This window comes from Variovorax sp. OAS795 (genome assembly GCF_040546685.1).
Taxonomy (GTDB): Bacteria; Pseudomonadota; Gammaproteobacteria; order Burkholderiales; family Burkholderiaceae_C; genus Variovorax.
The window spans coordinates 3,287,383-3,310,747 of sequence record NZ_JBEPOH010000001.1; the positions used below are offsets into that span (position 1 = coordinate 3,287,383).

The 23,365-nt window shown below is 68.0% G+C and carries 24 protein-coding genes; 16 read left to right on the forward strand and 8 right to left on the reverse strand.

Going from position 1 to position 23,365, the window contains the following annotated elements; genetic code table 11:
* Position 1: 1 nt before the first annotated feature.
* The 9 genes from ABID97_RS15860 to ABID97_RS15900 all read left to right on the forward strand — a co-directional run bounded on the left by ABID97_RS15860 (position 2) and on the right by ABID97_RS15900 (position 9,317).
* Positions 2-616, forward strand: coding sequence for a pyridoxamine 5'-phosphate oxidase family protein (locus ABID97_RS15860; RefSeq protein WP_354399403.1), 615 nt, complete (start codon positions 2-4; stop codon positions 614-616).
* Positions 617-908: 292 nt separating this feature from the next.
* Positions 909-1,799 carry an AP2/ERF family transcription factor gene (locus tag ABID97_RS15865; protein WP_354399404.1) on the forward strand — a complete coding sequence of 297 codons (891 nt, stop codon included), beginning with the start codon at positions 909-911 and terminating at the stop codon, positions 1,797-1,799.
* Positions 1,800-2,020: 221 nt separating this feature from the next.
* A complete protein-coding gene (locus ABID97_RS15870; protein ID WP_503012775.1) occupies positions 2,021-3,463 on the forward strand; it encodes an MFS transporter in 1,443 nt (480 codons plus the stop codon).
* Between the two features lie 20 nt (positions 3,464-3,483).
* Entirely contained in the window at positions 3,484-4,116 is a 633-nt protein-coding gene (locus ABID97_RS15875; protein ID WP_354399405.1) for a paraquat-inducible protein A, read from the forward strand.
* A complete protein-coding gene (locus tag ABID97_RS15880; RefSeq protein ID WP_354401776.1) occupies positions 4,116-4,832 on the forward strand; it encodes a paraquat-inducible protein A in 717 nt (238 codons plus the stop codon). Before ABID97_RS15875 ends, ABID97_RS15880 begins: the two co-directional genes overlap by 1 nt.
* Positions 4,829-6,472, forward strand: coding sequence for a PqiB family protein (locus tag ABID97_RS15885; protein ID WP_354399406.1), 1,644 nt, complete (start codon positions 4,829-4,831; stop codon positions 6,470-6,472). Before ABID97_RS15880 ends, ABID97_RS15885 begins: the two co-directional genes overlap by 4 nt.
* Positions 6,469-7,107, forward strand: a complete 639-nt coding sequence (locus ABID97_RS15890; protein ID WP_354399407.1) for a PqiC family protein — start codon at positions 6,469-6,471, stop codon at positions 7,105-7,107. The genes ABID97_RS15885 and ABID97_RS15890 overlap by 4 nt, the downstream gene beginning before the upstream one ends.
* A 48-nt stretch (positions 7,108-7,155) precedes the next feature.
* The gene (locus tag ABID97_RS15895) at positions 7,156-8,757 is read left to right on the forward strand and encodes an MFS transporter (protein ID WP_354399408.1); all 1,602 of its coding nucleotides are present in this window, start codon (positions 7,156-7,158) and stop codon (positions 8,755-8,757) included.
* A gap of 83 nt (positions 8,758-8,840) precedes the next feature.
* On the forward strand, positions 8,841-9,317 hold the full coding sequence (locus tag ABID97_RS15900) for a VOC family protein (protein ID WP_354399409.1): 477 nt from the start codon (positions 8,841-8,843) through the stop codon (positions 9,315-9,317).
* A gap of 16 nt (positions 9,318-9,333) precedes the next feature.
* On the opposite strand, the gene ABID97_RS15905 is transcribed toward ABID97_RS15900, so the two are convergent.
* The 5 genes from ABID97_RS15905 to ABID97_RS15925 are packed head-to-tail and all read right to left on the reverse strand — an operon-like array spanning position 9,334 to position 12,771.
* Entirely contained in the window at positions 9,334-10,758 is a 1,425-nt protein-coding gene (locus ABID97_RS15905; RefSeq protein WP_354399410.1) for an MATE family efflux transporter, read from the reverse strand.
* The gene (locus ABID97_RS15910) at positions 10,755-11,330 is read right to left on the reverse strand and encodes a DUF2239 family protein (RefSeq protein ID WP_354399411.1); all 576 of its coding nucleotides are present in this window, start codon (positions 11,328-11,330) and stop codon (positions 10,755-10,757) included. Before ABID97_RS15910 ends, ABID97_RS15905 begins: the two co-directional genes overlap by 4 nt.
* Positions 11,331-11,345: 15 nt before the next feature.
* Positions 11,346-11,822 (reverse strand): MarR family winged helix-turn-helix transcriptional regulator, encoded by a 477-nt coding sequence (locus ABID97_RS15915; RefSeq protein ID WP_354399412.1) that lies wholly within the window; start codon positions 11,820-11,822, stop codon positions 11,346-11,348.
* Positions 11,819-12,181 carry a GIY-YIG nuclease family protein gene (locus tag ABID97_RS15920; protein ID WP_354399413.1) on the reverse strand — a complete coding sequence of 121 codons (363 nt, stop codon included), beginning with the start codon at positions 12,179-12,181 and terminating at the stop codon, positions 11,819-11,821. The genes ABID97_RS15915 and ABID97_RS15920 overlap by 4 nt, the downstream gene beginning before the upstream one ends.
* A 59-nt stretch (positions 12,182-12,240) precedes the next feature.
* A complete protein-coding gene (locus tag ABID97_RS15925; RefSeq protein ID WP_354399414.1) occupies positions 12,241-12,771 on the reverse strand; it encodes a hypothetical protein in 531 nt (176 codons plus the stop codon).
* Positions 12,772-12,891: 120 nt separating this feature from the next.
* Here ABID97_RS15925 and ABID97_RS15930 point away from each other — a divergent pair, with 120 nt between their 5' ends.
* The 5 genes from ABID97_RS15930 to ABID97_RS15950 all read left to right on the forward strand — a co-directional run bounded on the left by ABID97_RS15930 (position 12,892) and on the right by ABID97_RS15950 (position 18,164).
* Positions 12,892-15,267, forward strand: a complete 2,376-nt coding sequence (locus ABID97_RS15930) for a Tex family protein (RefSeq protein ID WP_354399415.1) — start codon at positions 12,892-12,894, stop codon at positions 15,265-15,267.
* A gap of 64 nt (positions 15,268-15,331) precedes the next feature.
* On the forward strand, positions 15,332-15,589 hold the full coding sequence (locus ABID97_RS15935; protein WP_354399416.1) for a type II toxin-antitoxin system Phd/YefM family antitoxin: 258 nt from the start codon (positions 15,332-15,334) through the stop codon (positions 15,587-15,589).
* A gap of 11 nt (positions 15,590-15,600) precedes the next feature.
* Positions 15,601-16,014, forward strand: a complete 414-nt coding sequence (locus ABID97_RS15940) for a type II toxin-antitoxin system VapC family toxin (RefSeq protein ID WP_354401777.1) — start codon at positions 15,601-15,603, stop codon at positions 16,012-16,014.
* A gap of 4 nt (positions 16,015-16,018) precedes the next feature.
* Positions 16,019-17,092, forward strand: a complete 1,074-nt coding sequence (locus ABID97_RS15945; protein WP_354399417.1) for a patatin-like phospholipase family protein — start codon at positions 16,019-16,021, stop codon at positions 17,090-17,092.
* An 88-nt stretch (positions 17,093-17,180) separates the two neighbouring features.
* Positions 17,181-18,164, forward strand: a complete 984-nt coding sequence (locus tag ABID97_RS15950; RefSeq protein ID WP_354399418.1) for a tripartite tricarboxylate transporter substrate binding protein — start codon at positions 17,181-17,183, stop codon at positions 18,162-18,164.
* Positions 18,165-18,198: 34 nt separating this feature from the next.
* Here the strand turns inward: ABID97_RS15950 and gbd are convergent, their stop codons facing one another.
* The gene (gene gbd / locus ABID97_RS15955) at positions 18,199-19,335 is read right to left on the reverse strand and encodes a 4-hydroxybutyrate dehydrogenase (RefSeq protein WP_354399419.1); all 1,137 of its coding nucleotides are present in this window, start codon (positions 19,333-19,335) and stop codon (positions 18,199-18,201) included.
* 128 nt (positions 19,336-19,463) lie between these two features.
* Here gbd and ABID97_RS15960 point away from each other — a divergent pair, with 128 nt between their 5' ends.
* Both ABID97_RS15960 and ABID97_RS15965 read left to right on the forward strand, forming a co-directional pair.
* Positions 19,464-20,378 (forward strand): alpha/beta hydrolase, encoded by a 915-nt coding sequence (locus ABID97_RS15960; protein ID WP_354401779.1) that lies wholly within the window; start codon positions 19,464-19,466, stop codon positions 20,376-20,378.
* Positions 20,375-21,256, forward strand: a complete 882-nt coding sequence (locus ABID97_RS15965; protein WP_354399420.1) for a YbgC/FadM family acyl-CoA thioesterase — start codon at positions 20,375-20,377, stop codon at positions 21,254-21,256. Before ABID97_RS15960 ends, ABID97_RS15965 begins: the two co-directional genes overlap by 4 nt.
* Here ABID97_RS15965 and ABID97_RS15970 read toward each other — a convergent pair.
* Both ABID97_RS15970 and ygfZ read right to left on the reverse strand, forming a co-directional pair.
* Positions 21,250-22,200: a YajG family lipoprotein gene (locus ABID97_RS15970; RefSeq protein ID WP_354399421.1), complete on the reverse strand. Its 951-nt coding sequence runs from the start codon at positions 22,198-22,200 to the stop codon at positions 21,250-21,252. The genes ABID97_RS15965 and ABID97_RS15970 overlap by 7 nt on opposite strands.
* 148 nt (positions 22,201-22,348) lie before the next feature.
* A complete protein-coding gene (gene ygfZ, locus ABID97_RS15975) occupies positions 22,349-23,275 on the reverse strand; it encodes a CAF17-like 4Fe-4S cluster assembly/insertion protein YgfZ (protein WP_354399422.1) in 927 nt (308 codons plus the stop codon).
* Positions 23,276-23,365 lie beyond the last annotated feature (90 nt).

The window sequence follows — 23,365 nt, forward strand, 5'->3', positions numbered from 1 at the left end:
CATGACCCATGCCATCCAGACCATCGCGCAGCTCGAAGCGCTATTCGGCCAGCCTGGCGAAGCTTCGCTCAAGAAGGAGGTGCCCTACCTGCACCCGAGCTACCAGGCATTGATCGCCGCATCGCCATTTGCGGTGCTCGCCACAACCGGCCCGGGCGGGCTCGATGCATCGCCGCGCGGCGATGCACCGGGATTCGTTGCGGTGCAGGACGAGAAGACCTTGCTGCTGCCGGAGCGACGCGGCAACAACCGCATCGACAGCCTGCGCAACATCCTGGCCGATCCGCGCGTGGCGCTGCTGTTCCTGATTCCCGGCGTGGGCGAGACCTTGCGCGTGAACGGAAGCGCGCGCATCACGGTGGCACCAGAACTGCTCGCGCGCTTCGCGGTCGATGGCAAGCCGCCGCAGTGCGTGATCGAGATCGAGGTGGAGACTGTGTACTTCCAGTGCGCCCGCGCGATCCAGCGCTCGAAGCTCTGGGCGCCGTTGCCCGAAGGCGTGCGGCGGGAGGTGCCCACGCCTGGCGCCATCCTGTCGGCGCTGACCGATGCAGCCTTCGACGGCGCGGCCTACGACCGCGAGTTGCCGGCGCGGCAGCGGGCCAGCCTGTACTGAGCGGAGCCGTAAAAAAACCCGCCAGGGGGAGGTCCTGGCGGGTGGAAGGGGCAGCCTCACGCAGGAGTGCATGAGGTCACGGCTGCCTTCGCCATGGTAGGGGACGAACCGCCGCCGATCGCCTCGGCGAGACACCAACGATGCAGTGCAACCGGCCTGCGTGTGACATATGCATCGCTTTCAAAAGGAAGCTGCGCGGCCTGAGATTCCTTGACATTTCTTCGCCTTTGCCGCTCCCAGAATCCGGGCCTGTAGCTGCCGCCATCGGGAGCTCATGGATGCAAAAACGGACATGGCAAAGAGCGAACGCGGCACGGGCCGCAAATCCGACGAACGCGACGGCAGCACGACCACGCCGCCGCAACAAGCGCCCGCCGCACGAAAAAGCCGCGGCCGGGTGTTCCATGCGGCCGCCATGTACGGCCTCAGCCTCGGCAGCGACGGCAGGAGCTGGGCTGTCAGCCTCGTGCGCGAGGGCGTCTGCCTGTACAAGTCGTTCAGCTTCAGCATCTACGGCGGTGAAAAAGAAGCGCTTCTCCGGGCGCAGGCCTGGCGCGACGAGATGGTGAGAGAGCACCCGCCCGTGTCGCGGCAGAGCCTCGCCGAAAAGGTTCGGCGCAACAACAAGTCGGGCATCCCCGGTGTGAGCTGCATGCGCGATGCGCAAGGCGAGCCCACAGGCTGGATCGCGCAGACACACCTGGGAACGGGCAATCACGTCAGCAAGTATTTTGGCGTCGCCCGCTTCGGTCCCGTCGAGGCCAAGCTGCTTGCCATCGCCGAACGCCAGAAGCAGCTGCAGCAGATGACGGGCCTGCGGCGGATCCATCCGGGGGAGCCCCTTGTCAGGGCCGCGCCGCCGCTCCCGCCGGAGACGCTGCCCCAAGCTGTTGCGCGCGGCGCCACGCTCCTGTCCACCAACACGTCGGGCCTCGCCGGCGTTGCGTTGTTGACCGACAAGAAGGGGCGTGCGCGGCGATGGATTGCGACCACGCGGGTGGGAGACAAACAGATGAGCTCGGGCTTTTCCGTGATGGTCCATGGCTACGAGCAAGCCAAGGCACTGGCCATCGAGGCTCGCAACAGGCAGCTGCAGACAAGGGCCGAGAGCCATGCCGGCAAGACTGCTGCTGCCCCTGGCGGGCGGCCCCGTCTCGCGCGGGGTAGGCACGCGTCGACGTGAATGAGGTGAATGGCGTGAATACCAAGGTCGTACTCTTCGACCAGAATTAGCAACAGCCGGCCGCCGACCCCACGCCTGCACCGGTTGCCGGCCTTGGCGACAATCGGTCCGATGCGTTCTTCCCCGTTCTTCAGGATGGCCTTGCTGCCGGGCCTGCTCTCTTCCATCGCTCCCTTCGCGACAGGCAAGCCCACGGCACATACGCAAGGGGCACAGGAAGCTTGAACACCGCACGCGCAGGCGCCGAAGCCGCGGCGCCCGGAAGCATCGACGCCTTGCAGCCGGTCGACGGGCTGGAACCCTCCGCGCGCCGCCGCGCGATGCTGGTCATCATCCTGGGCATCATGGTGGCGGTGCTCGACGGCACCATCGTGAACCTCGCGCTGCCCGGCATCGCGCGGGAACTGCAGGCCAGTCCGTCGCACGCCATCTGGGTGGTCAACGCCTACCAGATCGCCACCCTGGTCATGCTGCTGCCGCTCGCCTCGCTGGGCGACCTGGTGGGCTATCGGCGGGTCTACCTGGTGGGCATGGCGGTGTTCACCGTGTCGTCGCTCGGCGCCACCTTTGCCGATTCGCTCGGCACGCTGATCGTCGCGCGCACCTTCCAGGGCCTGGGTGCGGCGGGCATCATGAGCGTGAACGCGGCGCTGGTGCGGCTGACCTTCCCGTCGGCCTTGCTGGGGCGCGGCATGGCCATCAACTCGATGGTGGTGGCCACCTCGTCGGTGGCGGGCCCATCCGTGGCCGCGGCCATCCTCTCGGTGGCGTCGTGGCCGTGGCTGTTCGCGATCAACGTGCCGCTCGGGCTGCTCGTCTTCGTGCTGGGCATGAAGGCGCTGCCGTTCAACCGCGTGGCGCCCGCAGCAGGGCTGCGGTTCTCGCCCCTCGACGTGGCGCTGAACGTGCTGATGTTCTCGCTGGTGTTCCTGGGCGTCGACCGGCTCGGCGTGCGCGAGGGCGGCGCGCCGTCGCCCATGGCCTGGGCGATCCTGCTGGCCGGCGTGGCGGTGGGCGTGGTCTATATCCGTCGGCAGCGCAGCCTGGCGGTGCCGCTCTTTCCCATCGACCTGCTGCGCATTCCGGTGTTCGCGCTGTCCATGGGCACGTCGGTGGCCGCGTTCTGCGCGCAGATGCTGGCCTATATCGCGCTGCCTTTCCTGCTGCTGGAGGTGTATGGCCGCAGCCACATCGAGGCCGGGCTGCTCATCACCGCCTGGCCGCTCGCCATCGTGGCCATGGCGCCTGTCGCGGGCCGGCTGATCGGGCGCTACCCGGACGGGCTGCTCGGCGGCATCGGGCTCGGCCTGCTGGCGCTCGGCCTGGGTTTGCTGGCTGCGCTGCCGGCGCAGCCGGGCAATGCCGACATCGCCTGGCGCATGGCGCTGTGCGGCCTCGGCTTCGGGCTGTTCCAGTCGCCGAACAACCACACCATCGTGACCTCGCCGCCCGCGCACCGCAGCGGTGCAGCCAGCGGCATGCTGGGCACGGCGCGCCTCACGGGGCAGACGCTGGGGGCGGTGGTGCTGGCGGGCGTGTTCAGCATCTGGACGCCGCACGGCGGCCGCGGGCCGGTGGTCGCGCTGGTGCTGGCGGCGTGCTGTGCGGGCGTGGCGGCGGTTTTCAGCAGCCTGCGGCTGAAGACGACAGGGCCGCACGGCTGAATAGGTTAGGGTACGGCCCCATGACGGAAGTACCTGATACCGTGGTTTGCCCGGGCTGCGATGCGGTCTTCAGCCGTGCGCCCCTGCAGCCGCGCGAGGTGTCGCGCTGCGCCCGCTGCGGCACCGAGCTCTATCGCCACCCCGGGGACCAGCACCGCCGCATCCTGCCACTCACCGTGGCGTGCCTGATCATGTTCGCCATTGCCAACCTGTTTCCGATCGTCGAGATCGAGCTCCAGGGCCTGCGCAGCCAGACCACGCTCGCGGGCGCGGTGGCGGTGCTGAGCGCCGAGGGCATGTCGATCGTCGCGCTGCTGGTGCTGGCAACGACGCTTCTTTTTCCGCTGCTGCAACTGTGCATCCTGGCCTACCTGCTGGTTCCGCTCCAGCGCGAGCACCGGCCCGCCGGCTTCGCCATCCTGGTGCGCGCCATGCAGATGCTGCGGCCCTGGGGAATGATCGAGGTGTTCCTGCTCGGCGTGCTGGTGGCCATCGTCAAGCTGTCGAGCATGGCCACGGTGGTGGCCGGCCCGGCGCTCTGGGCCTTCGTGGCGCTGACCGTCATGCTGACGGCCGTGCTCTCGTTCAATCCCAACGCCTTCTGGGAAATGACCTTCCGGCCGCCCGGCGAGCCCGCGGAGGAGACCGCGTGATCGGCCCCTTGCTTCCGGCAGAAGGCGATGAAGACGAAGCGCCGGTGGCCACCGCCGCCTCGCTCGGCCTCCTGGCCTGCCCGCATTGCGATGCCGTCTGGCGTGATGCACAGGAGGGTGAACCATGCGGCCGCTGCGGCACGCACCTGTACACGCGCAAGCCCTACAGCCTGAGCCGCACCTGGGCCTTCCTGATCGCGGCCTGCATCATGTACATCCCGGCCAACCTGCTGCCGGTGATGATCACGCGCACGCTGTTCGGCGCGCAGTACGACACCATCCTGAGCGGCGTGATCTATTTCTGGGTCTCGGGCGCCTACGGGCTAGCGGCCATCATCTTCATCGCGAGCTTCCTGGTGCCGCTGTTCAAGCTCACGGTATTGATCCTGCTTGCCTTGCTGGCGCAGCGCGCAAGCCGCTGGCGCCGGCCCGAGCGCGCCAGGCTCTATCACATCATCGAGATCATCGGCCGCTGGTCGATGCTCGACGTGTTCGTGGTGTCGCTGCTCACCGGGCTGGTGCAGATCCAGGGTTTCGCGGTCATCAACGCGGGCGTGGGCATTGCGGCATTCGGATCGGTGGTGGTGCTGACCATGCTCGCATCACTGAGCTTCGATCCGCGGCTCACATGGGACAGCAGGCAAGAGCAGGAGGCCGAAGGTGAGAGCAAACGCGAGCAACAGCCACATGGCAACAGGGAAGAAAAGCCAGCATGAGTGACGAAGAAGCCAGACCCGATGACAAACCGGCCCCGGCGGGGCTGCCTCCGCCGCGCGTGGTGCGCCGGCGCCAGTGGCTGCCTTCGCTGATCTGGCTCATTCCCATCGTCGCCGCGCTCGTGGGCGTGATGCTGGTCGTGCGGATCCTGATGGCGCGCGGCCCCGAGATCGTGCTGACCTTCGAGACCGCCGAAGGCCTGGAGGCCAACAAGACCGCCGTCAAGTACAAGGACGTGCAGATCGGCACGGTGCAGAGCCTGCGGCTGGCACGCGACCGCTCGCACGTGCGCGTGCTGGTGCAGCTCAGCAAGGAGGCCGAGGGATTCACCGCCGAGGACTCGCGCTTCTGGGTGGTGCGGCCGCGCCTGGACACCTCCGGCATCTCCGGCCTGGGCACCTTGCTCTCGGGCGCCTACATCGGTGCCGATGCGGGCGTGTCGCAGGAGACCGCGAGCGAGTTCAAGGGGCTGGAGGTGCCGCCGATCGTCACGCGCGACGCCTCGGGCCAGCAGTTCCTGGTGCGTGCCACGGACATCGGTTCGCTCGACGTGGGTTCGCCCGTGTACTTCCGGCGCATCAAGGTCGGCCAGGTGGCGGCCTATGAGCTCGACGGCGACGGCCGCGGCGTGACGCTGCGCATCTTCGTCAACGCGCCGTACGACAAGTTCGTGGGCGTCAACACGCGCTTCTGGCAGGCCAGCGGCATCGATGCGCAGCTGAGCGCCAGCGGCTTCACGCTGCGCACGCAATCGCTCGCCACCATCCTGCTCGGCGGCATTGCCTTCAAGGCGCCCGACGACGCCATGGGGCCGCTCGCGAAGGAGAACACGGCCTTCACGCTGGCGGAAGACGAGACCTCGGCCATGAAGGAGCCCGACGGTCCGCCGCAAACGCTGCTCATGTACTTCAACCAGTCGCTGCGCGGCCTCTCGCCGGGAGCGCCGGTCGACTTCCGCGGCGTGGTGATCGGCGAGGTCAAGTCGATCGGCGTGGAGTTCGATCGCGCCGAGCGCGAGTTCCGCATGCCGGTGCTGGTGACGGTGTATCCCGACCGGCTGCGCCGGCGCGCGGGCGAAACCGGGGAGGAGTCGCGTGCAACGCAGCAGGAGCGCCTGCGCTTCCTGACCGAGAAGGGCCTGCGCGCGCAGCTGCGCAATGGCAACCTGCTGACCGGCTCGGTCTATGTCGCGCTCGACTTCTTCCCCAAGGCGCCGCCCGCGAAGATCAATCTCGAGAAGAACCCGATCGAGCTGCCCACCGTGGCCAACAGCCTGGACGAGATCCAGTCGCAGGTGCAGGAAATTGCCAGCAAGCTCAACAAGGTGCCCTACGAGCAGATTGCCGCCGACCTGCGCACCACGCTCGCGGCCCTCAACAAGACGCTGGCCAGCACCGAGCAGGCAGTGACCCGCATCAACACCGACGTGACGCCCGAGCTCACCGCCGCCATGAAGGACGTGCGCAAGACCGTCAACAGCGCCGAGCGCACGCTGGCCGACGATTCGCCGCTGCAGCAGGACATGCGCCAGACGCTGCGCGAGTTGACGCGCGCGGCGGGTTCGGTGCGCGTGCTGACCGACTACCTCGAACGCCATCCCGAGTCGCTGCTGCGCGGCAAACCGGACGACAAGAAATGAAGAAGATGACACCGTTCCTGCCCGGCGCAGCCGCAGCCGCGGCAGCGCTGCTTGTCCTGGCCGGCTGCGCGAGCAAGCCCGACAGCTACTACACGCTTTCCAGCCCGGTGCCGGCCGCCGAAGCCGCGCCATCGACCCTCGGCAGCGCCGCACCGGTCTACATCGAGCTGGCGCCGGTGGCCGTGCCCGAGCGGCTCGCGAGGCCGCAGATGGTGGTCGGCAAGGCCAACGGCGGCGTGCAGGTGGACGTGCTCGAGCAGCACCGCTGGGCCGCGTCGTTCGAGAACGAACTGCGGGACGCGCTGGCCAGCGGCATCGCGGCGCGGCTCGGTGCGCTCGATGTGACCAAGGGCGGACGGCAGACGTCGCAGCCCGTGTGGCGCATCGCGGTTCAGGTGCGCCAGTTCGATGCGGTCGATGGGGGCAGGGTGGACGCGGGCTTCAGCTGGACGCTGCGGCGATCCGACGAGACGCGCACCCTGGTGTGCCAGCTGAACGTGGGCGAACCGGTTGCGAGCGGCATCGATGCCGTGGCGGAAGGCGCGCAGCGCGTCACGGGGACGGCGGCGGCGGCCATCGCGCGCAGCGTGAACGCGGCGCGGGCCAATCCGGCGGCGACCGCGTGCCCGCCCTGATTCTTTCTTCTTCCGGCAAGTCCGCCGTCGAAAAGATCGGAGATCACCATGGCACAGATCGGAAAGGCGCCCTGTGACGACACGTTGATCCTGCACGGCACCGGGCCGCAGGAGAGCGCCTGTCCCGATGCCTCCAAGCCCTGGGTGCTGGCCGCGGCCATCGTCGGTTCGAGCATGGCTTTCATCGACGGGACGGTCGTCAACGTGGCGCTGCCCGCCATCCAGGCCGACCTTCGCGCGACGGCGTTCCAGGCGCAGTGGGTGGTCGAGAGCTATGCCTTGCTGCTGGCGGCGCTGCTGCTGGTGGGCGGCGCCCTCGGCGACCACTTCGGCCGGCGCCGCATCTTCGCGATCGGCGTCGGCATCTTCGCCATCGCCTCGGTGGCGTGCGGGCTCTCGGCCAATGTGCAGCAGCTGATTGCCGCGCGGGCCGCGCAGGGGATCGGCGGCGCCTTGCTGGTGCCCGGCAGCCTCGCGCTCATCAGCGCCGCATTTCCCGAGAAGGAGCGCGGCAAGGCGATCGGCACCTGGTCGGGGTTCAGCGGCATCACGGCGGCAGCGGGTCCGGTGCTCGGCGGTTTCCTGGTCGACCATTTCTCATGGGCCTGGGCCTTTCTCATCAACGTGCCGATGGCCTTGCTCGTGATGTGGATCGTGTGGCGCCACGTGCCCGAAAGCCGCGGCTCGTCGGCCAGCGGCGGCCTCGACTTTGCCGGCGCACTGCTGGCCACCGCCGGCCTCGGTGGCATCGTCTATGCATTCATCGAGGCGCCCACGCAGCACTGGAACTCACCCGCCGTGCTGGCGGCGCTGGCCATCGGCATCGCCGGCAGCGCGGGCTTCATTGCCGCCGAGCGCAAGGCGCGCACGCCGATGCTGCCGCTGGCGCTGCTGCACATCGGCAACTTCAGTGGCGCCAACCTGCTGACCCTGCTGCTGTATGCGGCGCTGGGTGGGGGCCTGTATTTCTTTCCGCTCAACCTGATCCAGGTGCAGGGCTACTCGGCCACCGTGGCCGGCGCCGCACTGCTGCCGTTCATCCTCATCATGTTCGCGCTCTCGGGCTGGGCGGGCCAGCTGGTCGACCGCTTCGGGCCGCGGCTTCCGCTGGTGATCGGCCCCGCGATTGCGGCGGTGGGTTTTGCATTGTTCGCTGTGCCGGGTGTCGGCGCGAGCTACTGGACAGGCTTCTTTCCCGCCGTGGTGGTGCTCGGCTTCGGCATGACCGTGACTGTGGCGCCGCTCACCACCACGGTGATGAATGCCGTCGGGCCTGAACAGGCGGGCGTGGCGTCGGGCGTCAACAACGCCGTGTCGCGCGCGGCCGCGGTGCTGGCCATCGCGGTGTTCGGCGTGGTCATGGCCTGGGCCTTCGACGCCGCGTTGGCCGAGAGCCTGCGCGGCATGGGCGCCTCGGCCGAGGTCTCGTCGTTTCTGGAGGGCGAGCGCAGCAAGCTCGCGGGTGCCGCGCTGCCGCCCGGCGCGGACCCGGCCACGGCCGCGGCCTTGAAGCGCGCCGTCGCCGAATCCTTCGTCGCGGGGTTCCGCTGGGTGATGCTGTTGAGCGCCGGTCTGGCCGTGCTCAGTGCGCTGAGCGCGTGGCTGATGATCGGCGGCAGGCCCCCCGCGCCCATGAAAACTTCCTCCTGACAGGGGCCCCGCGGGTTGACAGGCACGGCATGCCGCCTTGATACTGAACCTTCAGGTTCATCATTAAACACCCAGGAGATCCCATGCAGAAGATTGTTCCCTGCCTCTGGTTCGACGGCAACGGCGAAGACGCGCTGAAGTTCTACACCGGCATCTTTCCGAACTCGCGCATGACCGACAAACAGCTCTGGGGCGACGAGAACCCCAGCCTGAAGGGTTCGCTGCTCACCGCAATGTTCGAGCTCGACGGGCAGGAGTTCATGGTGCTCAACGGCGGCCCGCAGTACAAGTTCACCCCGGCCATCTCGATGCTCGTCCGGTGCGAGACGCAGGCCGAGGTCGACAGCTACTGGGACAAGCTGCTCGAAGGCGGCGGCCAGCCCGTACAGTGCGGCTGGCTCACCGACCGCTACGGCGTCTCGTGGCAGGTTGCGCCCATGCCAATCCTGCGCATGTTCCAGGACAAGGACCCGGCCAAGGCCGCGCGTGCCATGCAGGCGATGATGAAGATGGTCAAGCTCGACATCGCGGAGGTGAAGCGGGCCTTCGACGGCGAATGATCCGCCGCCGCGCCGGCTACACCATCCGCCGGATCGCCTTCTTGCGCCACACCAGGCGGTAGTAGGCGGTCTGCAAGAGCAGCATCGCCCCGAAGGTCACGGGGTAGGCATACCAGATGCCGTCCAGCCCGATGCGATGGCTCATGAACCAGGCCACGGGCACCTCGATGCCGATCAGGCAAAGAATCGAGATGGCCGTGGGCACCAGCACCGAACCGCTGGCCCGCATGATCCCCGAGAGCGCCGAGGCCATGCCGAAGATGACGAGGCTCCACAGCATGATGTGCAGCAGCGACTGCGCCACCTCGATCACCGGCGCACTGGTGATGAAAAATCCCATGAGGTGCCGTGAGAACAGGTAGCCCAGCAGCACCAGTCCGCCGGTGAGCGCCAGGTTCATCAGCAGCGCCGTCTTGGCGATGGCGCCCAGCCGGTCCGCACGGCCTGCGCCGATGGCTTGCGCGCCAAGGATCGATGCCGTGATGGCGATCGAAATGGCCGGAAACTGCACGTAGGCCACCACCTGGTTCACCGCACCGTAGGCCGCCGTGGCGCTGGAGCCGTAGCTGTTGACCAGCGAGAGCAGGGCCACTTCGGAGAGCGCGACCACGATCATCTGCACGCCGGTCGGCACGCCCACCTTGAGCACCGCCTTCAAGAGCTTCGGGTCGATGCGCAGGTGGCGGAAGAGCTCGGCATCGGGCGCCAGCGGACTGCCGCGGCGGCGCAGGCGCCAGCCCAGCCACAGGGTCGATGCCACGAAGCCCACCACCGTGGCCCAGGCGCCGCTTGCAACACCGAGTTGCGGCAGGCCACCCCAGCCGCGGATGAGCGCCGGCGTGACGATGAGGCCCGCCGCGGTCGAGAAGATCAGCGTGAGCAGCGGCGTGACCGTGTCGCCGACCCCGCGCAGCATGGCGGTGGACAGCAGGAACACGAACAGCCCCGGCATGGCGATCAGCATGATGCGGGCATAGCGCGTGGAATCGGCCAGCACGTCGGGCGGCGTGCCCAGGAACGCCAGCAGCGGCGTGGTGAACGCGCCACCGAACACGGCCACCGCCAGCCCGAGCAGCATGCCGACGGACAACGTGGTGCCTGCGATGGCCTTGGCCTTGCCGACATCGCGTGCGCCCCAGGCTTGGCCGATCAGCACCGAGGCACCGGCGCCCAGCCCGATGACGAAGGCGATGAAGAAGAACATCACCGGAAAGAAGCTCGACACGGCCGCCAGCGCGCCGACGCCGATCATCTGGCCGATGTAGATGTTGTTGATGGTGCCGGAGAGCGACTGCAGGATGTTGCTGAGCAGCATCGGCGCAAGAAAGAACAGGAAGGTCTTCCACAGCGCGCGCTGTGCGCCCACGGGTGCGGCCGGCGTGCCGCGCAGGGTGGCTTGGGCAGGCTGGCCAGTGGCTGCGGTCTCGGAGGTTGCTCTCATGCGGGGGTGCTCCAGCCGGCGGCGGACAATTTTTGAAGGTGGGTGCGCAGGTCCGGGGGCCAGGATTCGATCAACCCCTCGAAGCGGTCGCGCTCGCCGGCGAACAGCGCGCGAGTGGCTTCCTCGAAGCCGGGCAGGGCGCCGGCGATCGCGGTCATGAAGCGGTAGGTGGCTTCGCGCGATGCGCGAACGCCATCGCGGTCGGCATTGACGCGGCTCGCTTCCTGGACCAGCCGCCGCAGCGCGACCGAGGCGCCGCCGGGTTGGCGGTTGAGCCAGTCCCAATGGCGCGGCAGCAGCGTGACTTCGCGCGCGACCACGCCGAGCTTCGGGCGTCCCACGCCGCGCGGGGTTTCTTCGAGGGCGTCGGCGCTGGCCGCAGGCACCACGCCGCCGGCCCGGCCGTGCACGTCGAAGTCGCGCTGTTCACCGGTCTGTTCGTCGAACACCAGGTAGGGCGTGTCGTCCGTGCGGCCACGCAACTGAGCGAGCACCTCGGCGGTGCTTCCCTGGGCGATGCGCTTGAAGGCGGCGAAGACAATCAGGTTGCCGGGTTGTGTGTCGGGTGGCATGTATTTCTATGTTCTTCAGGCCGGTCGAAAAGGTGCGTAATCTACCTGTTGATCGGCTCGGTCGTGCGGCGCGCCATGGCAAAGCGCAAGGAGCGCAGCGTTGAGTTGCGGCAGGCTTTCGGGCGCCAGCGATTTCACCGCTTCGGCGCAGAGGGCCTCGGCGGTCGTGACGGCAGCTTGCATCAGTTTTCTGCCACCGGGGCGAATGGCCGCGTGGCGGCCGTTTCCATTCGCACCGGCCGTGCGTTCGGCCAGGCCCGATTTTTCTAGCAGGACCATTTTGCGAATCAGCGCCGACATCGGCAACCCCAGGGATCGCGCAAGGTCGGCCGCCGGCATGCAGCCGCCTTCGGCGCCCAGGAGCCGGTGGAGCAGCGTGAAATCTTCGCAGTCGAGGCCATGGAAGGCGCCCAGTTGCTCCTGGAGCTTCAGGTTCAGGCTGGCCTGGGCGCGGCCGATGTTGAGGCACAGGTCCAGCGGATCGATGCTCATGGCGCGTCGTAGCCCCGGTCGCCGTGGCACTGAAGCTCCTCGCGCCAGAGCACAAGAAGTTTCTCGAGTTCCGCAGCGCGATCGAAGGCAGGGTCGTCGCGCTCCTTGATGCGGTCGATCACCTCGAAGCTGAAGTTCGCGGCGCCGTGTGCGGTCCAGTCGCGAACCAGCGCCTTGTTGCGGTGCGAGCGCAGGCCGAGTTCGAAGCGGGCGCGGTTCATCGCACCCTCCACGTCGAGACTGCCGGCCACGTAGAGGCGGCCGCTGAGCGTGTTGCGGATGGCAAAGACGCCCGCGGGGCGGACGGTTTCCTTGTATTTCCTTGCGAGGGCGCGCCTCGTTTCCTGGGGCATGTTCATGCGCCATATATTATCCGGGTAAAATTAAAAGCGCAATACACCCGGGTAAAAATAGGCGATCACTCCTTGCGCCATCGCCGCCATTGCCTGGCAAGCCGACGGTTCATTGCGCGCACCGCGCGCCACGGCCGGCTCTCGCGAACCCGCTCCAGCACATGGTCCTTCCAGTTTTTCCAGCGCGGATACCAGCGCGCGAACAGCGGGATGCGCATGAGCGCGCCTTCGACCAACTGGAAGATGCGTGCGACGAAGGCGGTGCCGATCAGCTTGGCGACGATCAGCACCGTCACGCCGCTGGCCGCGTGGCCACGGCCGAACAGGAAGAGAGCCAGCACCTTGACCGGCAGCAGCAGCAGCACCGGGAGCAGGAAGGCCAGCAACGCGGCCCACGGCGGCAGCCCGCGAAGCCAGTTCTCGACCCGGCTCCAGAGCGGCAGGCGCGCCAGGCGAGCGGCGAGGGCGGCGAGCGGCACCCATCCCCATTCCTCGAACAGCAGCAAGGGAACCAGGCACACGGCCAACAGGCCGCGCAGCAGTTTCCCGAGGGCCGAAGCGGGGCGGCTCGAAGGGGGAGGATGAGGGGTCGGCACCGCATCGATTGTGCGGGTTGCCGCTGGCGGGCGGCTCCCGGCCCTATGGCAAACTTCCACGCTTTATTCGCCAAGCACGCCGGTCTTGCCGGGCGTGCATGACAGGGACGTCATCCAGACATGCAGAAAATCATTCGCCAGCTCGCTGCCGAGATCAAGGTGGGCGAGCACCAGGTGAAGGCGGCCATCGAGCTGCTCGACGGCGGCGCCACGGTTCCGTTCATCGCCCGCTACCGCAAGGAGGTCACCGACGGCCTCGACGACATCCAGCTGCGCGAACTCGAGGCACGCCTCTCGTACCTGCGCGAACTCGAAGACCGCCGCGCCGCGGTGCTCAAGAGCATCGACGAGCAGGGCAAGCTCACGCCGCAGCTGCGCGCCGCAATCGAGTTCGCGCCGACCAAGCAGGAGCTCGAGGACCTGTACCTGCCATTCAAGCAGAAGCGCCGCACCAAGGGCCAGATCGCACGCGAGTTCGGCATCGAGCCGCTGGCCGACAAGCTGCTGGCCGACCCGACGCTGGACCCGGCCGTCGAAGCCAAGGCCTTCCTGCAGCCCGCGACCACGCTGGACGACGGCAAGCCGGGCCCCGATTTCTCCACCGTGCCCGCCGTGCTCGACGGCGTGCGCGACATTCTTTCCGAGCGCTGGGCCGAAGACGCGGCACTGGTGCAGCGCCTGCGCGAATGGCTCTGGGCCGAAGGCCTGCTCAAGTCGACGCTGATGGCCGGCAAGGACGAGAACAACGCCGATGTCGCGAAGTTTCGCGACTACTTCGATTACGACGAGCCGATCGGCCGCGTGCCTTCGCACCGCGCGCTGGCGGTGTTCCGCGGGCGCACGCTCGAAATCCTCGATGCCAAGCTGGTGCTGCCGGTGGAGCCGGAACCCGGCAAGCCCAGCATCGCCGAAGGCAAGATCGCGCTGCACCTGGGCTGGAGCCATGCCGCCCGGCCGGCCGACGACCTGATCCGCAAGTGCGTGGCCTGGACCTGGCGCGTGAAGCTGGCGCTCTCCACCGAGCGCGACCTGTTCACCCGCCTGCGCGAAGACGCCGAGAAGGTCGCGATCAAGGTGTTTGCCGACAACCTGCGCGACCTGCTGCTGGCTGCACCGGCCGGCCCGCGCGTGGTGATGGGCCTGGACCCGGGCATCCGCACCGGCGTGAAAGTGGCCGTGGTCGATGCCACCGGCAAGCTGGTCGAGACCGCCACCGTGTTCCCGCACGAGCCGCGCAAGGACTGGGAAGGCTCGCTGCACACGCTCGGCAAGCTCTGCGCCAAGCACGGCGTGAACCTGATCGCGATCGGCAACGGCACTGCGAGCCGCGAGACCGACAAGCTGGCCGCGGACCTCATCAAGCTGCTCGCCAAGATGGCCGCACAGGCCGGCGCACCCGAGATGCAGGTCGACAAGGTGGTGGTCAGCGAAGCCGGCGCTTCGGTGTATTCGGCGAGCGAGTTCGCATCGCAGGAAATGCCCGACGTGGACGTGAGCCTGCGCGGCGCGGCCAGCATTGCGCGCCGCCTGCAAGACCCGCTGGCCGAGCTCGTGAAGATCGACCCCAAGAGCATCGGCGTGGGCCAGTACCAGCACGACGTGAACCAGAGCGAACTGGCGCGCACGCTGCAGGCCGTGGTGGAAGACTGCGTGAACTCGGTGGGCGTGGACCTCAATACCGCGAGCGTGCCTTTGCTGTCGCGCGTCTCGGGCCTGTCAGCCAGCGTGGCCAAGGCGGTGGTGCGCTGGCGCGAATCGAACGGCGCCTTCTCCACGCGCAAGCAGCTGCTCGACGTGACCGGCTTCGGCCCCAAGGCCTTCGAGCAGAGCGCGGGCTTCCTGCGCATCCGCGGCGGCGCAGACCCGCTCGACATCACCGGCGTGCATCCCGAGACCTATCCGCTGGTCGAGCAGATCATCGTCAAGACCGGCAAGCCGATCGCCGAGCTGATGGGCCGGGCCGAAATGCTCAAGACGCTGAAGCCCGAGCTGTTCGCCAACGAGAAATTCGGCGTCATCACGGTGAAGGACATCCTCGGCGAACTCGAGAAGCCCGGCCGCGATCCGCGCCCCGACTTCAAGGTAGCGCGCTTCAACGATGGCGTGGACGACATCAAGGACCTGGTCGAGGGCATGATCCTCGAGGGCACCGTGAGCAACGTGGCGCAGTTCGGCGCCTTCATCGACCTGGGCGTGCACCAGGACGGCCTGGTGCACGTGAGCCAGCTGAGCCACAAGTTCGTGAACGACGCGCGCGAGGTCGTGAAGACCGGCGACATCGTCAAGGTCAAGGTGATGGAAGTGGACGTGGCGCGCAAGCGCATCGGCCTGTCGATGAAGCTGGACGCCGCACCCGCGCGGCGCGACGGACCGCGCGACAACCGCTTCGAAGGCGCAAGCCGTGGCCAGCAGCAAGGCGCGCGCCGCGACAACGCGCCCCAGCCCGCGGGGCAGATGGCGAGTGCGTTTGCCAAGCTGCAGGGTTTGCGCAAGTAGTGCAGGCAAGTCTGGAGTCGATCGGTTAAACTAGTCAGAACACTAGTCTGATTAGGAGCCGCAAATGAAGACATGGCCGGTGCAGGACGCCAAGGCGCGTTTCAGCGAATTTCTCGAGGCTTGTCTTGCAGACGGCCCGCAAATGGTCACCAAGCGGGGGAGCGAGGCCGCCGTGCTGGTGCCGGCCGCAGAGTGGCGGCGATTGCATGCCACTGCCAAGCCCTCCCTGAAGGAGTTGCTGCTCTCGGCCGAGGCACGCACCGAGTTTCTCGTGCCGCAGCGCGGTGCGGCGCGCCGGCGCCGCATCACGCCCATTCGATGACGGCGAACCGCATGTACCTGCTGGACACCAACGTCATCTCGGAACTGCGCCGGCCTCGTCCCCATGGCGCGGTCGTTGCATGGCTCGCACCCATCGCCGACAACGACCTGCATCTTTCCGCGGTCACGATCGGCGAAATCCAGGCCGGCATCGAGATCACGCGCGAGCAGGATGCCGCCAAGGCGGATCAGATCGAGCAATGGGCCGCACTGGTCGCTGCCTCCTACAACGTCCTGCCCATGGATGCGGAAACGTTCAGGTTGTGGGCCAGGCTGATGCACCGCAGTTCGAACACGCTGTATGAAGACGCCATGATTGCCGCAACGGCAAAGCAGCATTCATTGACGGTCGTGACGCGCAACGTCGCCGACTTTGCCGACTTCGGTGTCGATGTCTTCAACCCGTTCGGATCGAGCGCGGCATGAGGAAATGAAAGCCCTGCGCATCTACGCCGGCCCCGCGGCCCGCAAGCACATCGAGGCGAACGGCCTGCGCCCGCAGGATGTGCGCACCATTCCGGGTGCGGCGGGCGGGCCCAAGGGCCTGGTGCTCGGGCCGCTCGACCGCTTCATCTTCGGTCGCTGGCTCACGCAATCGAGCCAGCCGGTGCACCTGGTCGGCGCATCGATCGGCGCGTGGCGGCTGGCGACGGCCTGCCTGTCCGATCCCCTCCAGGCCTTCGAGCGCTTCGAGCACGACTACGTGCGCCAGCAGTTCGATGTGCCGCCAGGGCAGAAGCGGCTCAGCCCGAAGCAGCTGAGCGAGCGCTTTGCCCAGAGCCTCGTCGACTTCTACGGCGGACGCATCGGCGAGGTGCTGGACCATCCGCGCTACCAGCTCCACGTGGTGACTTCGCGCGGGCGCCACATCCTCGGACGCGAGGGCAGGGCGCGCACGCCTTTCGGCTACCTGGGCGCCTTTGCCACAAACAGCCTGTACCGCAAGGGCCTGGGCGCATGGCTCGAACGCTGCGTGTTCTCCACGCCCGGCGCAGCCCTGCCTTTCGGCACCAGCGACTTCCGCACGCGCCAGCATGCACTCAGCGAAGAGAACTTCAACCTGGTGCTGCAGGCCTCGTGTTCGATTCCCTTCCTGCTGGCCGCGGTGCACGACATTCCCGGCGCTCCGCGCGGCGCGTACTGGGACGGTGGCATCACCGACTACCACCTGCACCTGGACTACCAGCCGGCCGACGAAGGCATCGTGCTGTATCCGCACTTTCAACGCGCGGTGGTGCCCGGCTGGCTCGACAAGGGCCTGCGCTGGCGCCACAAGTCCACCGGCTTTCTCGACCGCATGGTGGTGCTCGCGCCCGACGCCGACTGGATACGCTCGCTGCCGAACGGCAAGCTGCCCGATCGCAAGGACTTCATCCATTTTGCGAACGACCCGCAGGCGCGCATCGGCGCATGGCACAGGGCGACGCGCGAGGCACAGCGGCTGTCGGACGAGTTCGAGGCCTGGCTCGCGACCGGCCGCACGGCCGACGTGCTGCCGCTCTGAATTTTCGACGGGGCAAACCCTGAGGCTTCGTGTGCGCGGCGGCTTCGAGAATGACCGGATCATCCTCGCTCTCCAGAAAGCCGCCCCCATGCCGCAGGCCCGAATTTCACGCCGCCGATTCACCCTTGCCGCGGCCGCCGCCGCAACCGTTCCGATGCCCACGTTCGCGCAGGGCACGTGGCCCGGCAAGCCAGTCCGCATCATCGTGCCCTACACGCCGGGCGGCTTCACCGACCAGATGGCGCGGCTGGTGCAAGTGGGCTTGCAGGCGCGGCTCGGCCAACCCGTGGTGATCGACAACAAGCCCGGCGCCAACAGCCTCATCGGTGTCGATGCCATCGCCAAGGCCGCGCCCGACGGCACCACCTTCGGCGTCGTGATTGCGGCCTATGCGGCCAACACCACGCTGTATCCCAAGCTGCCTTACGACCCGAAGAAAGACTTGACCGGCGTTTCGCTGATGGGCGTCTCGCCGCTGCTGGCGGCGGTCAACGTCGATGCGCCGTTCAAGACCGCGCGCGAACTCATCGACTACGCGCGCGCGAACCCCGGCAAGGTGAGCTTCGGCTCCTCGGGCAACGGATCGGCAGCGCACCTGACGACCGAGCTGTGGAAGTCGCTCACGCAGACCTACATGATCCACATCCCGTACCGCGGCGCGGTGCCTGCGCTGACCGACCTCATGGGCGGGCAGATCCAGTTGTTCTTCGATGCGCCCACCGGGCTCATCAACCAGGCCAAGGCCGGCAAGGTGCGCCTCATCGGTGTGGCGGGCGACAAGCGCCTGCCGGCGGTGCCCGACGTGCCGACCTTCATCGAGCAGGGCTTCGCGGGCTTCACCGGCAGCACCTGGGCCGGCATGCTGGCGCCCGCGGGCACGCCGCGCGACATCGTCAAGCGCATGTCCGAAGAGGTGTCGCGCATCATCAGGAGCGACGAGACGCGCGCCAGGCTGGACGCCATGGGCACGTTCCCGGCGGGCAGCACGCCGGAAGAGTTCGATGCCTTCATTGCGGCCGAGACGGCCAAGTGGGCGAAGGTGATCCGTACGGCGGGCGTGAAGGCGGAATAGGCCGGGAAGGCGCCGGGAAGGCGCGGGCCCCGGCCTACATCGAGGCTTCGAGCATCGCCTTGTAGTCGTCGCGCGAAGCCAGCCGCGGATTGGTCTTGTGGCAATGGTCGGCCATGGCACCGTCGATGATCTGCTCGAACATGCCGGGCGTCACGCCCACTTCGGCCAGGCCCTTGGGCATGCCCAGGCGCGCATTCATGTCGCGGATGGCCTCGGCCAGATCGCCGGGCGAATCGAGGTGCATGGCCCGCGCCATGCGCTGCAGCCGCTGCTCCTTCTGCACCGACTCGGCGCCCGCGTTGAAGCGGATCACCGCGGGCAGGAACAGGGCGTTCAGCGTGCCGTGATGCAGCCGCGGATCGACCCCGCCCAGGCTGTGGCTCAGCGAGTGCACGCAGCCCAGGCCCTTCTGGAAAGCCATTGCGCCCTGCATCGACGCGCTCATGAGGTTCATCCGCGCTTCTCGGTCGCTGCCGTCGTGGGTGGCGCGTTCGATGTGCAGCCATGCGCGCTCGAGGCCGTCGAGCCCGATGCCGTCCGCCGGCGGGTTGAAGGCCGCCGACATGAAGGTTTCCATGCAGTGCGCGATCGCGTCCATGCCGGTGGCGGCGGTGAGCTTGGGCGGCAGTCCGAGCGTGAGCTCCGGGTCGCAGATGGCTGCCTTCGGCATCAGGAACCAGCTGTGGAAACCGAGCTTGCGGTGATCGTCGACGATGACGATGGCGCCCCGCGCCACCTCGCTGCCGGTGCCGCTGGTGGTGGGCACCGCAATGAGCGGCACCACGCGGTCGGTGATCCTGGGCGAGCCGCCTTCGATGGTGGCGTAGGTCTTGAGCGGGCCTTCATGCGTGGCCGCTATCGCCACGCCCTTGGCGCAATCGATGGCGGAGCCGCCGCCCACGGCGATGAGCCCGTCGCAGCGCGCGCTGCGGTACAACTCGACGGCCGCACGCACCGCGGCTTCGGTCGGGTTCGACGGGGTCTGGTCGAACACCGCAACCTCGAGATCGGCGATGGCGTCGAGCGCCTTTTGCAGCACTCCGGCAGCGCGCACGCCCGCGTCGGTGACGATCAGCGGGCGGGTGATGCCGATGCGCGCGCACTCGCTGGACAGCAGCTTGATGGCGCCGAACTCGAACTGGATCTGCGTGAGGTATTGGATGAGTGCCATGGGGGTGGATGCGTGGGGCAGTACGATTGCCGATCATTCGAATCTATCAAGAGCAAACAGTCTTGCACACGAAAAAAACCCTTGCCGCTGTCGCGCCCGGCACATGGCAGCCACCGCTCACCGGCAAGATGGCCAGCGTGGTCGAACGCATGGCGCGCGCCGGCCACCCGAGCCTGGACCAGCTCACGCCCGAGGAGGCCAAGGCGTCGTACGAAAAAGGCGCCGGCGTGCTCGAGGTGCCCAAGCCCGAACTCGCGCGCATCGAAGACTTCGTCATTGCCGCGCGCGACGGCTTCGGGTTGCCGGCACGGCTCTATGCGCCGTCGTCTGCAAAGCTGCCGGTGCTGGTGTACTTTCATGGCGGCGGCTTCACGGTGGGCAACATCCGCACGCACGACACGCTGTGCCGCGTGCTGAGCCACAAGAGCGGCTGTGCGGTGGTCTCGGTCGATTACCGGCTGGCGCCCGCACACAAGTTTCCGACCGCATCGGACGACGCATGGGATGCGTTTTCCTTCATTGCGAAGGAAGGCGCGCGCCTTGGACTGGACCCGGGCCGCCTTGCCGTGGGCGGCGACAGCGCCGGTGGCACGCTGGCCGCGGTATGCGCCATTCTTGCGCGCGATGCAGGCCTGCCGCTCGCGCTGCAGCTGCTGATCTACCCCGGCACCGCCGCGCACCAGGACACCGCCTCGCACCAACGCCATGCCGACGGTCCGCTGCTCACGAAGGCGATGATCGACTACTTCTTCGGCCAGTACGTGCGCACGCCGGCCGACCGGGACGACTGGCGCTTCGCGCCGCTCCTGGCCGACGATGTCGACGGCGTGGCGCCGGCCTGGGTCGGCCTGGCCGAATGCGATGCGGTGGTGGACGAAGGCATTGCCTACGCCGACAAGCTGCGCGCCGCCGGCGTTGCCGTCGATCTTGAAATCTATCGCGGCGTGATCCACGAGTTCCTGAAAATGGGCCGCGCCATTCCCGAGGCGCTGCAGGCGCAGGACGATGCGGCGCGAGCCATCAAGCAAGCACTGAAACCATGACCGAAGAGACCATTCCCCGTAGAAAAGACTTCCGCTTCTTCCACCGCCTGCGCGTGCGCTGGGCCGAAGTCGACATGCAGAAGATCGTGTTCAACGCGCACTACCTGATGTACTTCGACACCGCGATTGCCGACTACTGGCGCGCGCTCGCGCTGCCTTATGAAGAGGCCATGCATGCGCTGGGCGGCGACCTGTACGTGCGCAAGGCAACCGTAGACTTTCGCGCTTCCGCGCGCATGGACGACGTGATCGACGTGGCCATGAAGTGCGCGCGCATCGGCAACTCGTCGATGGTGTTCGAGGGCGCGCTGTTCCGGCAGGACCAGTACCTGGTGGGCTGCGAGCTCGTCTACGTTTTTGCCGACCCCGCCACGCAGACCTCGAAGCCGGTGCCGCCTTTGCTGCGCGAGATTCTCACCGGCTTCGAGGCCGGCGAGCCGATGCGCACCGTGGAAACCGGCGACTGGAAAACCCTGGGCGAAGGTGCGAGCGCGCTGCGCCGCGCGGTCTTCATCGAGGAGCAGAACATTCCCAAGGAGCTGGAATGGGACGCGCACGATGAGGTGGTGCTGCATGCCGTCGCCTGCAACCGGCTCGGCCAGGCGATTGCGACCGGCCGGCTGCTGAACGCAGTGGACGGCACGGCCATGCTCGGCCGCATGGCCGTGCACCGGGCGCTGCGCAGCGGGGGGCACGGCGCCGCGATCATGCAGGCGCTCGAGGCCGCGGCCAAGGCGCGAGGCGACCGTGAGATCGGCCTGCATGCGCAGCGCAGCGCGGAGCGTTTCTATGCACGGCTCGGCTACAAGGTGCACGGCGAGCCTTTCGATGAGGCCGGCATCCCGCACATCGAGATGCGCCGCGCGCTGGATCAGTAGCGCGCCGGCGGGTCGGGCACGTAGCCCATTTCGGAACCCGGAAAAGCCGACGGGCCTTCGGGGCGCGGCCAGCGCGCCGGAGGCGGCGGCACGGGGATCACGCCCGCGGCAACCAGGTTCTCGCGGCTGTCGTAGCGGATGCGAACCACCTCGTCGGGTGTGGACTGCGCGCGCTCGAAGGTGGTGTGGCCCACATGCGAGGTCTCGCGGCGCCCATGGGCAGTGCCCAGGCTCGGCGCAGGTGGCGATGGCCGGGCCAGGCTTCCCGACAGCGATGGGGCGGCTTTCGCGCCCGAGGCGCTATCGGCCGAGCGGGCCTGTGCCGCGGGTCCGGCCGGTGCCGCCTCCGCGACGGACGAAGATGCTTCCTTGCGGCGCTCCATTTCGCGGCTGGAACTGGCGTTGCCGTCCCGCTGCGGCAACACGACGGGCGGCGGAGGCGGCACTGCTGCACGCTCGCGGAACATGGCGACGCCGATCACGCCCACGTCGTCGGGCCGGCCGGTGCGGCTCGCGTACGAATTGGCGATCGACGTGAACTCGAACGCTGCGATCTGCGAGTCGCTCTTGCGCCAACCCGTGATGTCGCTGCGCTCGCCGCCCGAAAACACATAGCCGTTCTGCAGCACGCCCGCGGTTTCGCCGGTGACGATGTTGACCCCGTCCACCGACATCACGGCCATGACGCGTTCGCCGGCCGCATTGCGCGCGCGGATGGCATAGCGCGAGCCGGGCCGGCCCGCGACCCAATATTCGCCGCGGTGGCGATAGATCGGCAGTTCGCGGCCGGTGCTGCGGTCGACCACGCTGACCTGCATCAGCGAGCCGATGCGCTCGTAGCCCGAAGCGGGCGAGGGCGGAAACTGCGGCCGCGCCGGGCTTTCGGCGCATGCGGAGAGGGCGGCCCAGGCGAGGGCGGTCGAGAGGAGGAGTCTGCGCTTCATGGTGGTTCTTCCTTGCCAGGAGTGGATCGGTACGGCTTCTACGGCGCAGCACTGGCGGCAGGGTTAAACGCGCGCAAAAAAATGACGCTGCCTCTTTCGGGGCAGCGCCATGCGTTCGGGCGTCGCGGGACGCAGGGATAAAAACAGGCTAGATGTCTTCGAGCAGCGGGTACGGCAACGGCTCCACCGTGAGTGTGGCACCGTCGGCGCTGCCGGCATGCAGCCCCCCGGATTCAAGCGCCGAGATCTGGATCGAGATCAGCGCGGCCCAGCCGCCGTCCGGCGCCGGCGCCGCCTGCGCCACCGTGCCCACGGGTTGCCCGGCGTCGGCGGCGGCAAAGACCTCCTGGCCCGCGCTCACGGGCGCGTCGGCCTGCACAAGATAGGTGCGGCGCTTCAGCGTGCCGCGAAACTGGCTGCGCGCGACGATCTCCTGGCCCGGGTAGCAGCCCTTCTTGAAGTTCACGCCGCCGACCGACTCGTAGTTGATCATCTGCGGCACGAAGGCCTCGATCACCGGCGTGGTCACGGTCACGATGCCGCTGCGCACCTCGCTCCACTGCCACAGCTGCGCATCGAGCGACGGACCTGCGGGCACCGGGCTGCCGGCGGGCGCAATCCACATGGCGCGTGGCACGCCGTCCGCCGGGTAGAGCGAGACCGCGCTGATGTCGTTGCCGATGGCGGTGCGCTGCCCCGGCAAAGCCGCGGCATCGAGGCCGTTGGCGGCCAGTGCGGTGCCGGCCAGCCCGTACAGCGCGAACTGCTCGGTGGCGTCCGAGAGCTTGGCCTTGGCACGCAGCACGTACATCGACAGCCTCTTGAGCGTGGCGGCCAGGATGTCTCGGCTGCAGACGAGAAGGATCGTTTCGGGCTGCGGCCTGATGCCGACGAAGCTCGCGATGACCCGGCCCTTGGCCGTGCAAAGCGCCGCCAGGCGGGCCTCCGTGGCGCCGAGCAGCGCGAAATCCTGGGTGAGCTGCCCGTGCAGGAAGCTCGCGGCATCCGGTCCGTCGGCGCGGATCACGCCAAGGTGGGAAAGAGCGGTAACACCATTGAGAACGACAGTAGTCATCGCTGAATTATCATGGTCGCAGCCGTTCCGGCCGGTCTGCAGGGAATCCCGCCCCGGTTCCCGCAGGGCCTCCGACTTTCAGCCCTCGGT

What these genes read in the sequence shown, in the direction of transcription:
- ABID97_RS15860 (WP_354399403.1), top strand. Translation starts at nt 2, where the DNA reads ATGACCCATGCCATCCAGACCATCGCGCAGCTCGAAGCGCTATTCGGC.
- ABID97_RS15865 (WP_354399404.1), top strand. Translation starts at nt 909, where the DNA reads ATGGCAAAGAGCGAACGCGGCACGGGCCGCAAATCCGACGAACGCGAC.
- ABID97_RS15875 (WP_354399405.1), top strand. Translation starts at nt 3,484, where the DNA reads ATGACGGAAGTACCTGATACCGTGGTTTGCCCGGGCTGCGATGCGGTC.
- ABID97_RS15885 (WP_354399406.1), top strand. Translation starts at nt 4,829, where the DNA reads ATGAGTGACGAAGAAGCCAGACCCGATGACAAACCGGCCCCGGCGGGG.
- ABID97_RS15890 (WP_354399407.1), top strand. Translation starts at nt 6,469, where the DNA reads ATGAAGAAGATGACACCGTTCCTGCCCGGCGCAGCCGCAGCCGCGGCA.
- ABID97_RS15895 (WP_354399408.1), top strand. Translation starts at nt 7,156, where the DNA reads ATGGCACAGATCGGAAAGGCGCCCTGTGACGACACGTTGATCCTGCAC.
- ABID97_RS15900 (WP_354399409.1), top strand. Translation starts at nt 8,841, where the DNA reads ATGCAGAAGATTGTTCCCTGCCTCTGGTTCGACGGCAACGGCGAAGAC.
- ABID97_RS15905 (WP_354399410.1), bottom strand. Translation starts at nt 10,758, where the DNA reads ATGAGAGCAACCTCCGAGACCGCAGCCACTGGCCAGCCTGCCCAAGCC.
- ABID97_RS15910 (WP_354399411.1), bottom strand. Translation starts at nt 11,330, where the DNA reads ATGCCACCCGACACACAACCCGGCAACCTGATTGTCTTCGCCGCCTTC.
- ABID97_RS15915 (WP_354399412.1), bottom strand. Translation starts at nt 11,822, where the DNA reads ATGAGCATCGATCCGCTGGACCTGTGCCTCAACATCGGCCGCGCCCAG.
- ABID97_RS15920 (WP_354399413.1), bottom strand. Translation starts at nt 12,181, where the DNA reads ATGAACATGCCCCAGGAAACGAGGCGCGCCCTCGCAAGGAAATACAAG.
- ABID97_RS15930 (WP_354399415.1), top strand. Translation starts at nt 12,892, where the DNA reads ATGCAGAAAATCATTCGCCAGCTCGCTGCCGAGATCAAGGTGGGCGAG.
- ABID97_RS15935 (WP_354399416.1), top strand. Translation starts at nt 15,332, where the DNA reads ATGAAGACATGGCCGGTGCAGGACGCCAAGGCGCGTTTCAGCGAATTT.
- ABID97_RS15940 (WP_354401777.1), top strand. Translation starts at nt 15,601, where the DNA reads ATGTACCTGCTGGACACCAACGTCATCTCGGAACTGCGCCGGCCTCGT.
- ABID97_RS15945 (WP_354399417.1), top strand. Translation starts at nt 16,019, where the DNA reads ATGAAAGCCCTGCGCATCTACGCCGGCCCCGCGGCCCGCAAGCACATC.
- ABID97_RS15950 (WP_354399418.1), top strand. Translation starts at nt 17,181, where the DNA reads ATGCCGCAGGCCCGAATTTCACGCCGCCGATTCACCCTTGCCGCGGCC.
- gbd (WP_354399419.1), bottom strand. Translation starts at nt 19,335, where the DNA reads ATGGCACTCATCCAATACCTCACGCAGATCCAGTTCGAGTTCGGCGCC.
- ABID97_RS15960 (WP_354401779.1), top strand. Translation starts at nt 19,464, where the DNA reads ATGGCCAGCGTGGTCGAACGCATGGCGCGCGCCGGCCACCCGAGCCTG.
- ABID97_RS15965 (WP_354399420.1), top strand. Translation starts at nt 20,375, where the DNA reads ATGACCGAAGAGACCATTCCCCGTAGAAAAGACTTCCGCTTCTTCCAC.
- ABID97_RS15970 (WP_354399421.1), bottom strand. Translation starts at nt 22,200, where the DNA reads ATGAAGCGCAGACTCCTCCTCTCGACCGCCCTCGCCTGGGCCGCCCTC.
- ygfZ (WP_354399422.1), bottom strand. Translation starts at nt 23,275, where the DNA reads ATGACTACTGTCGTTCTCAATGGTGTTACCGCTCTTTCCCACCTTGGC.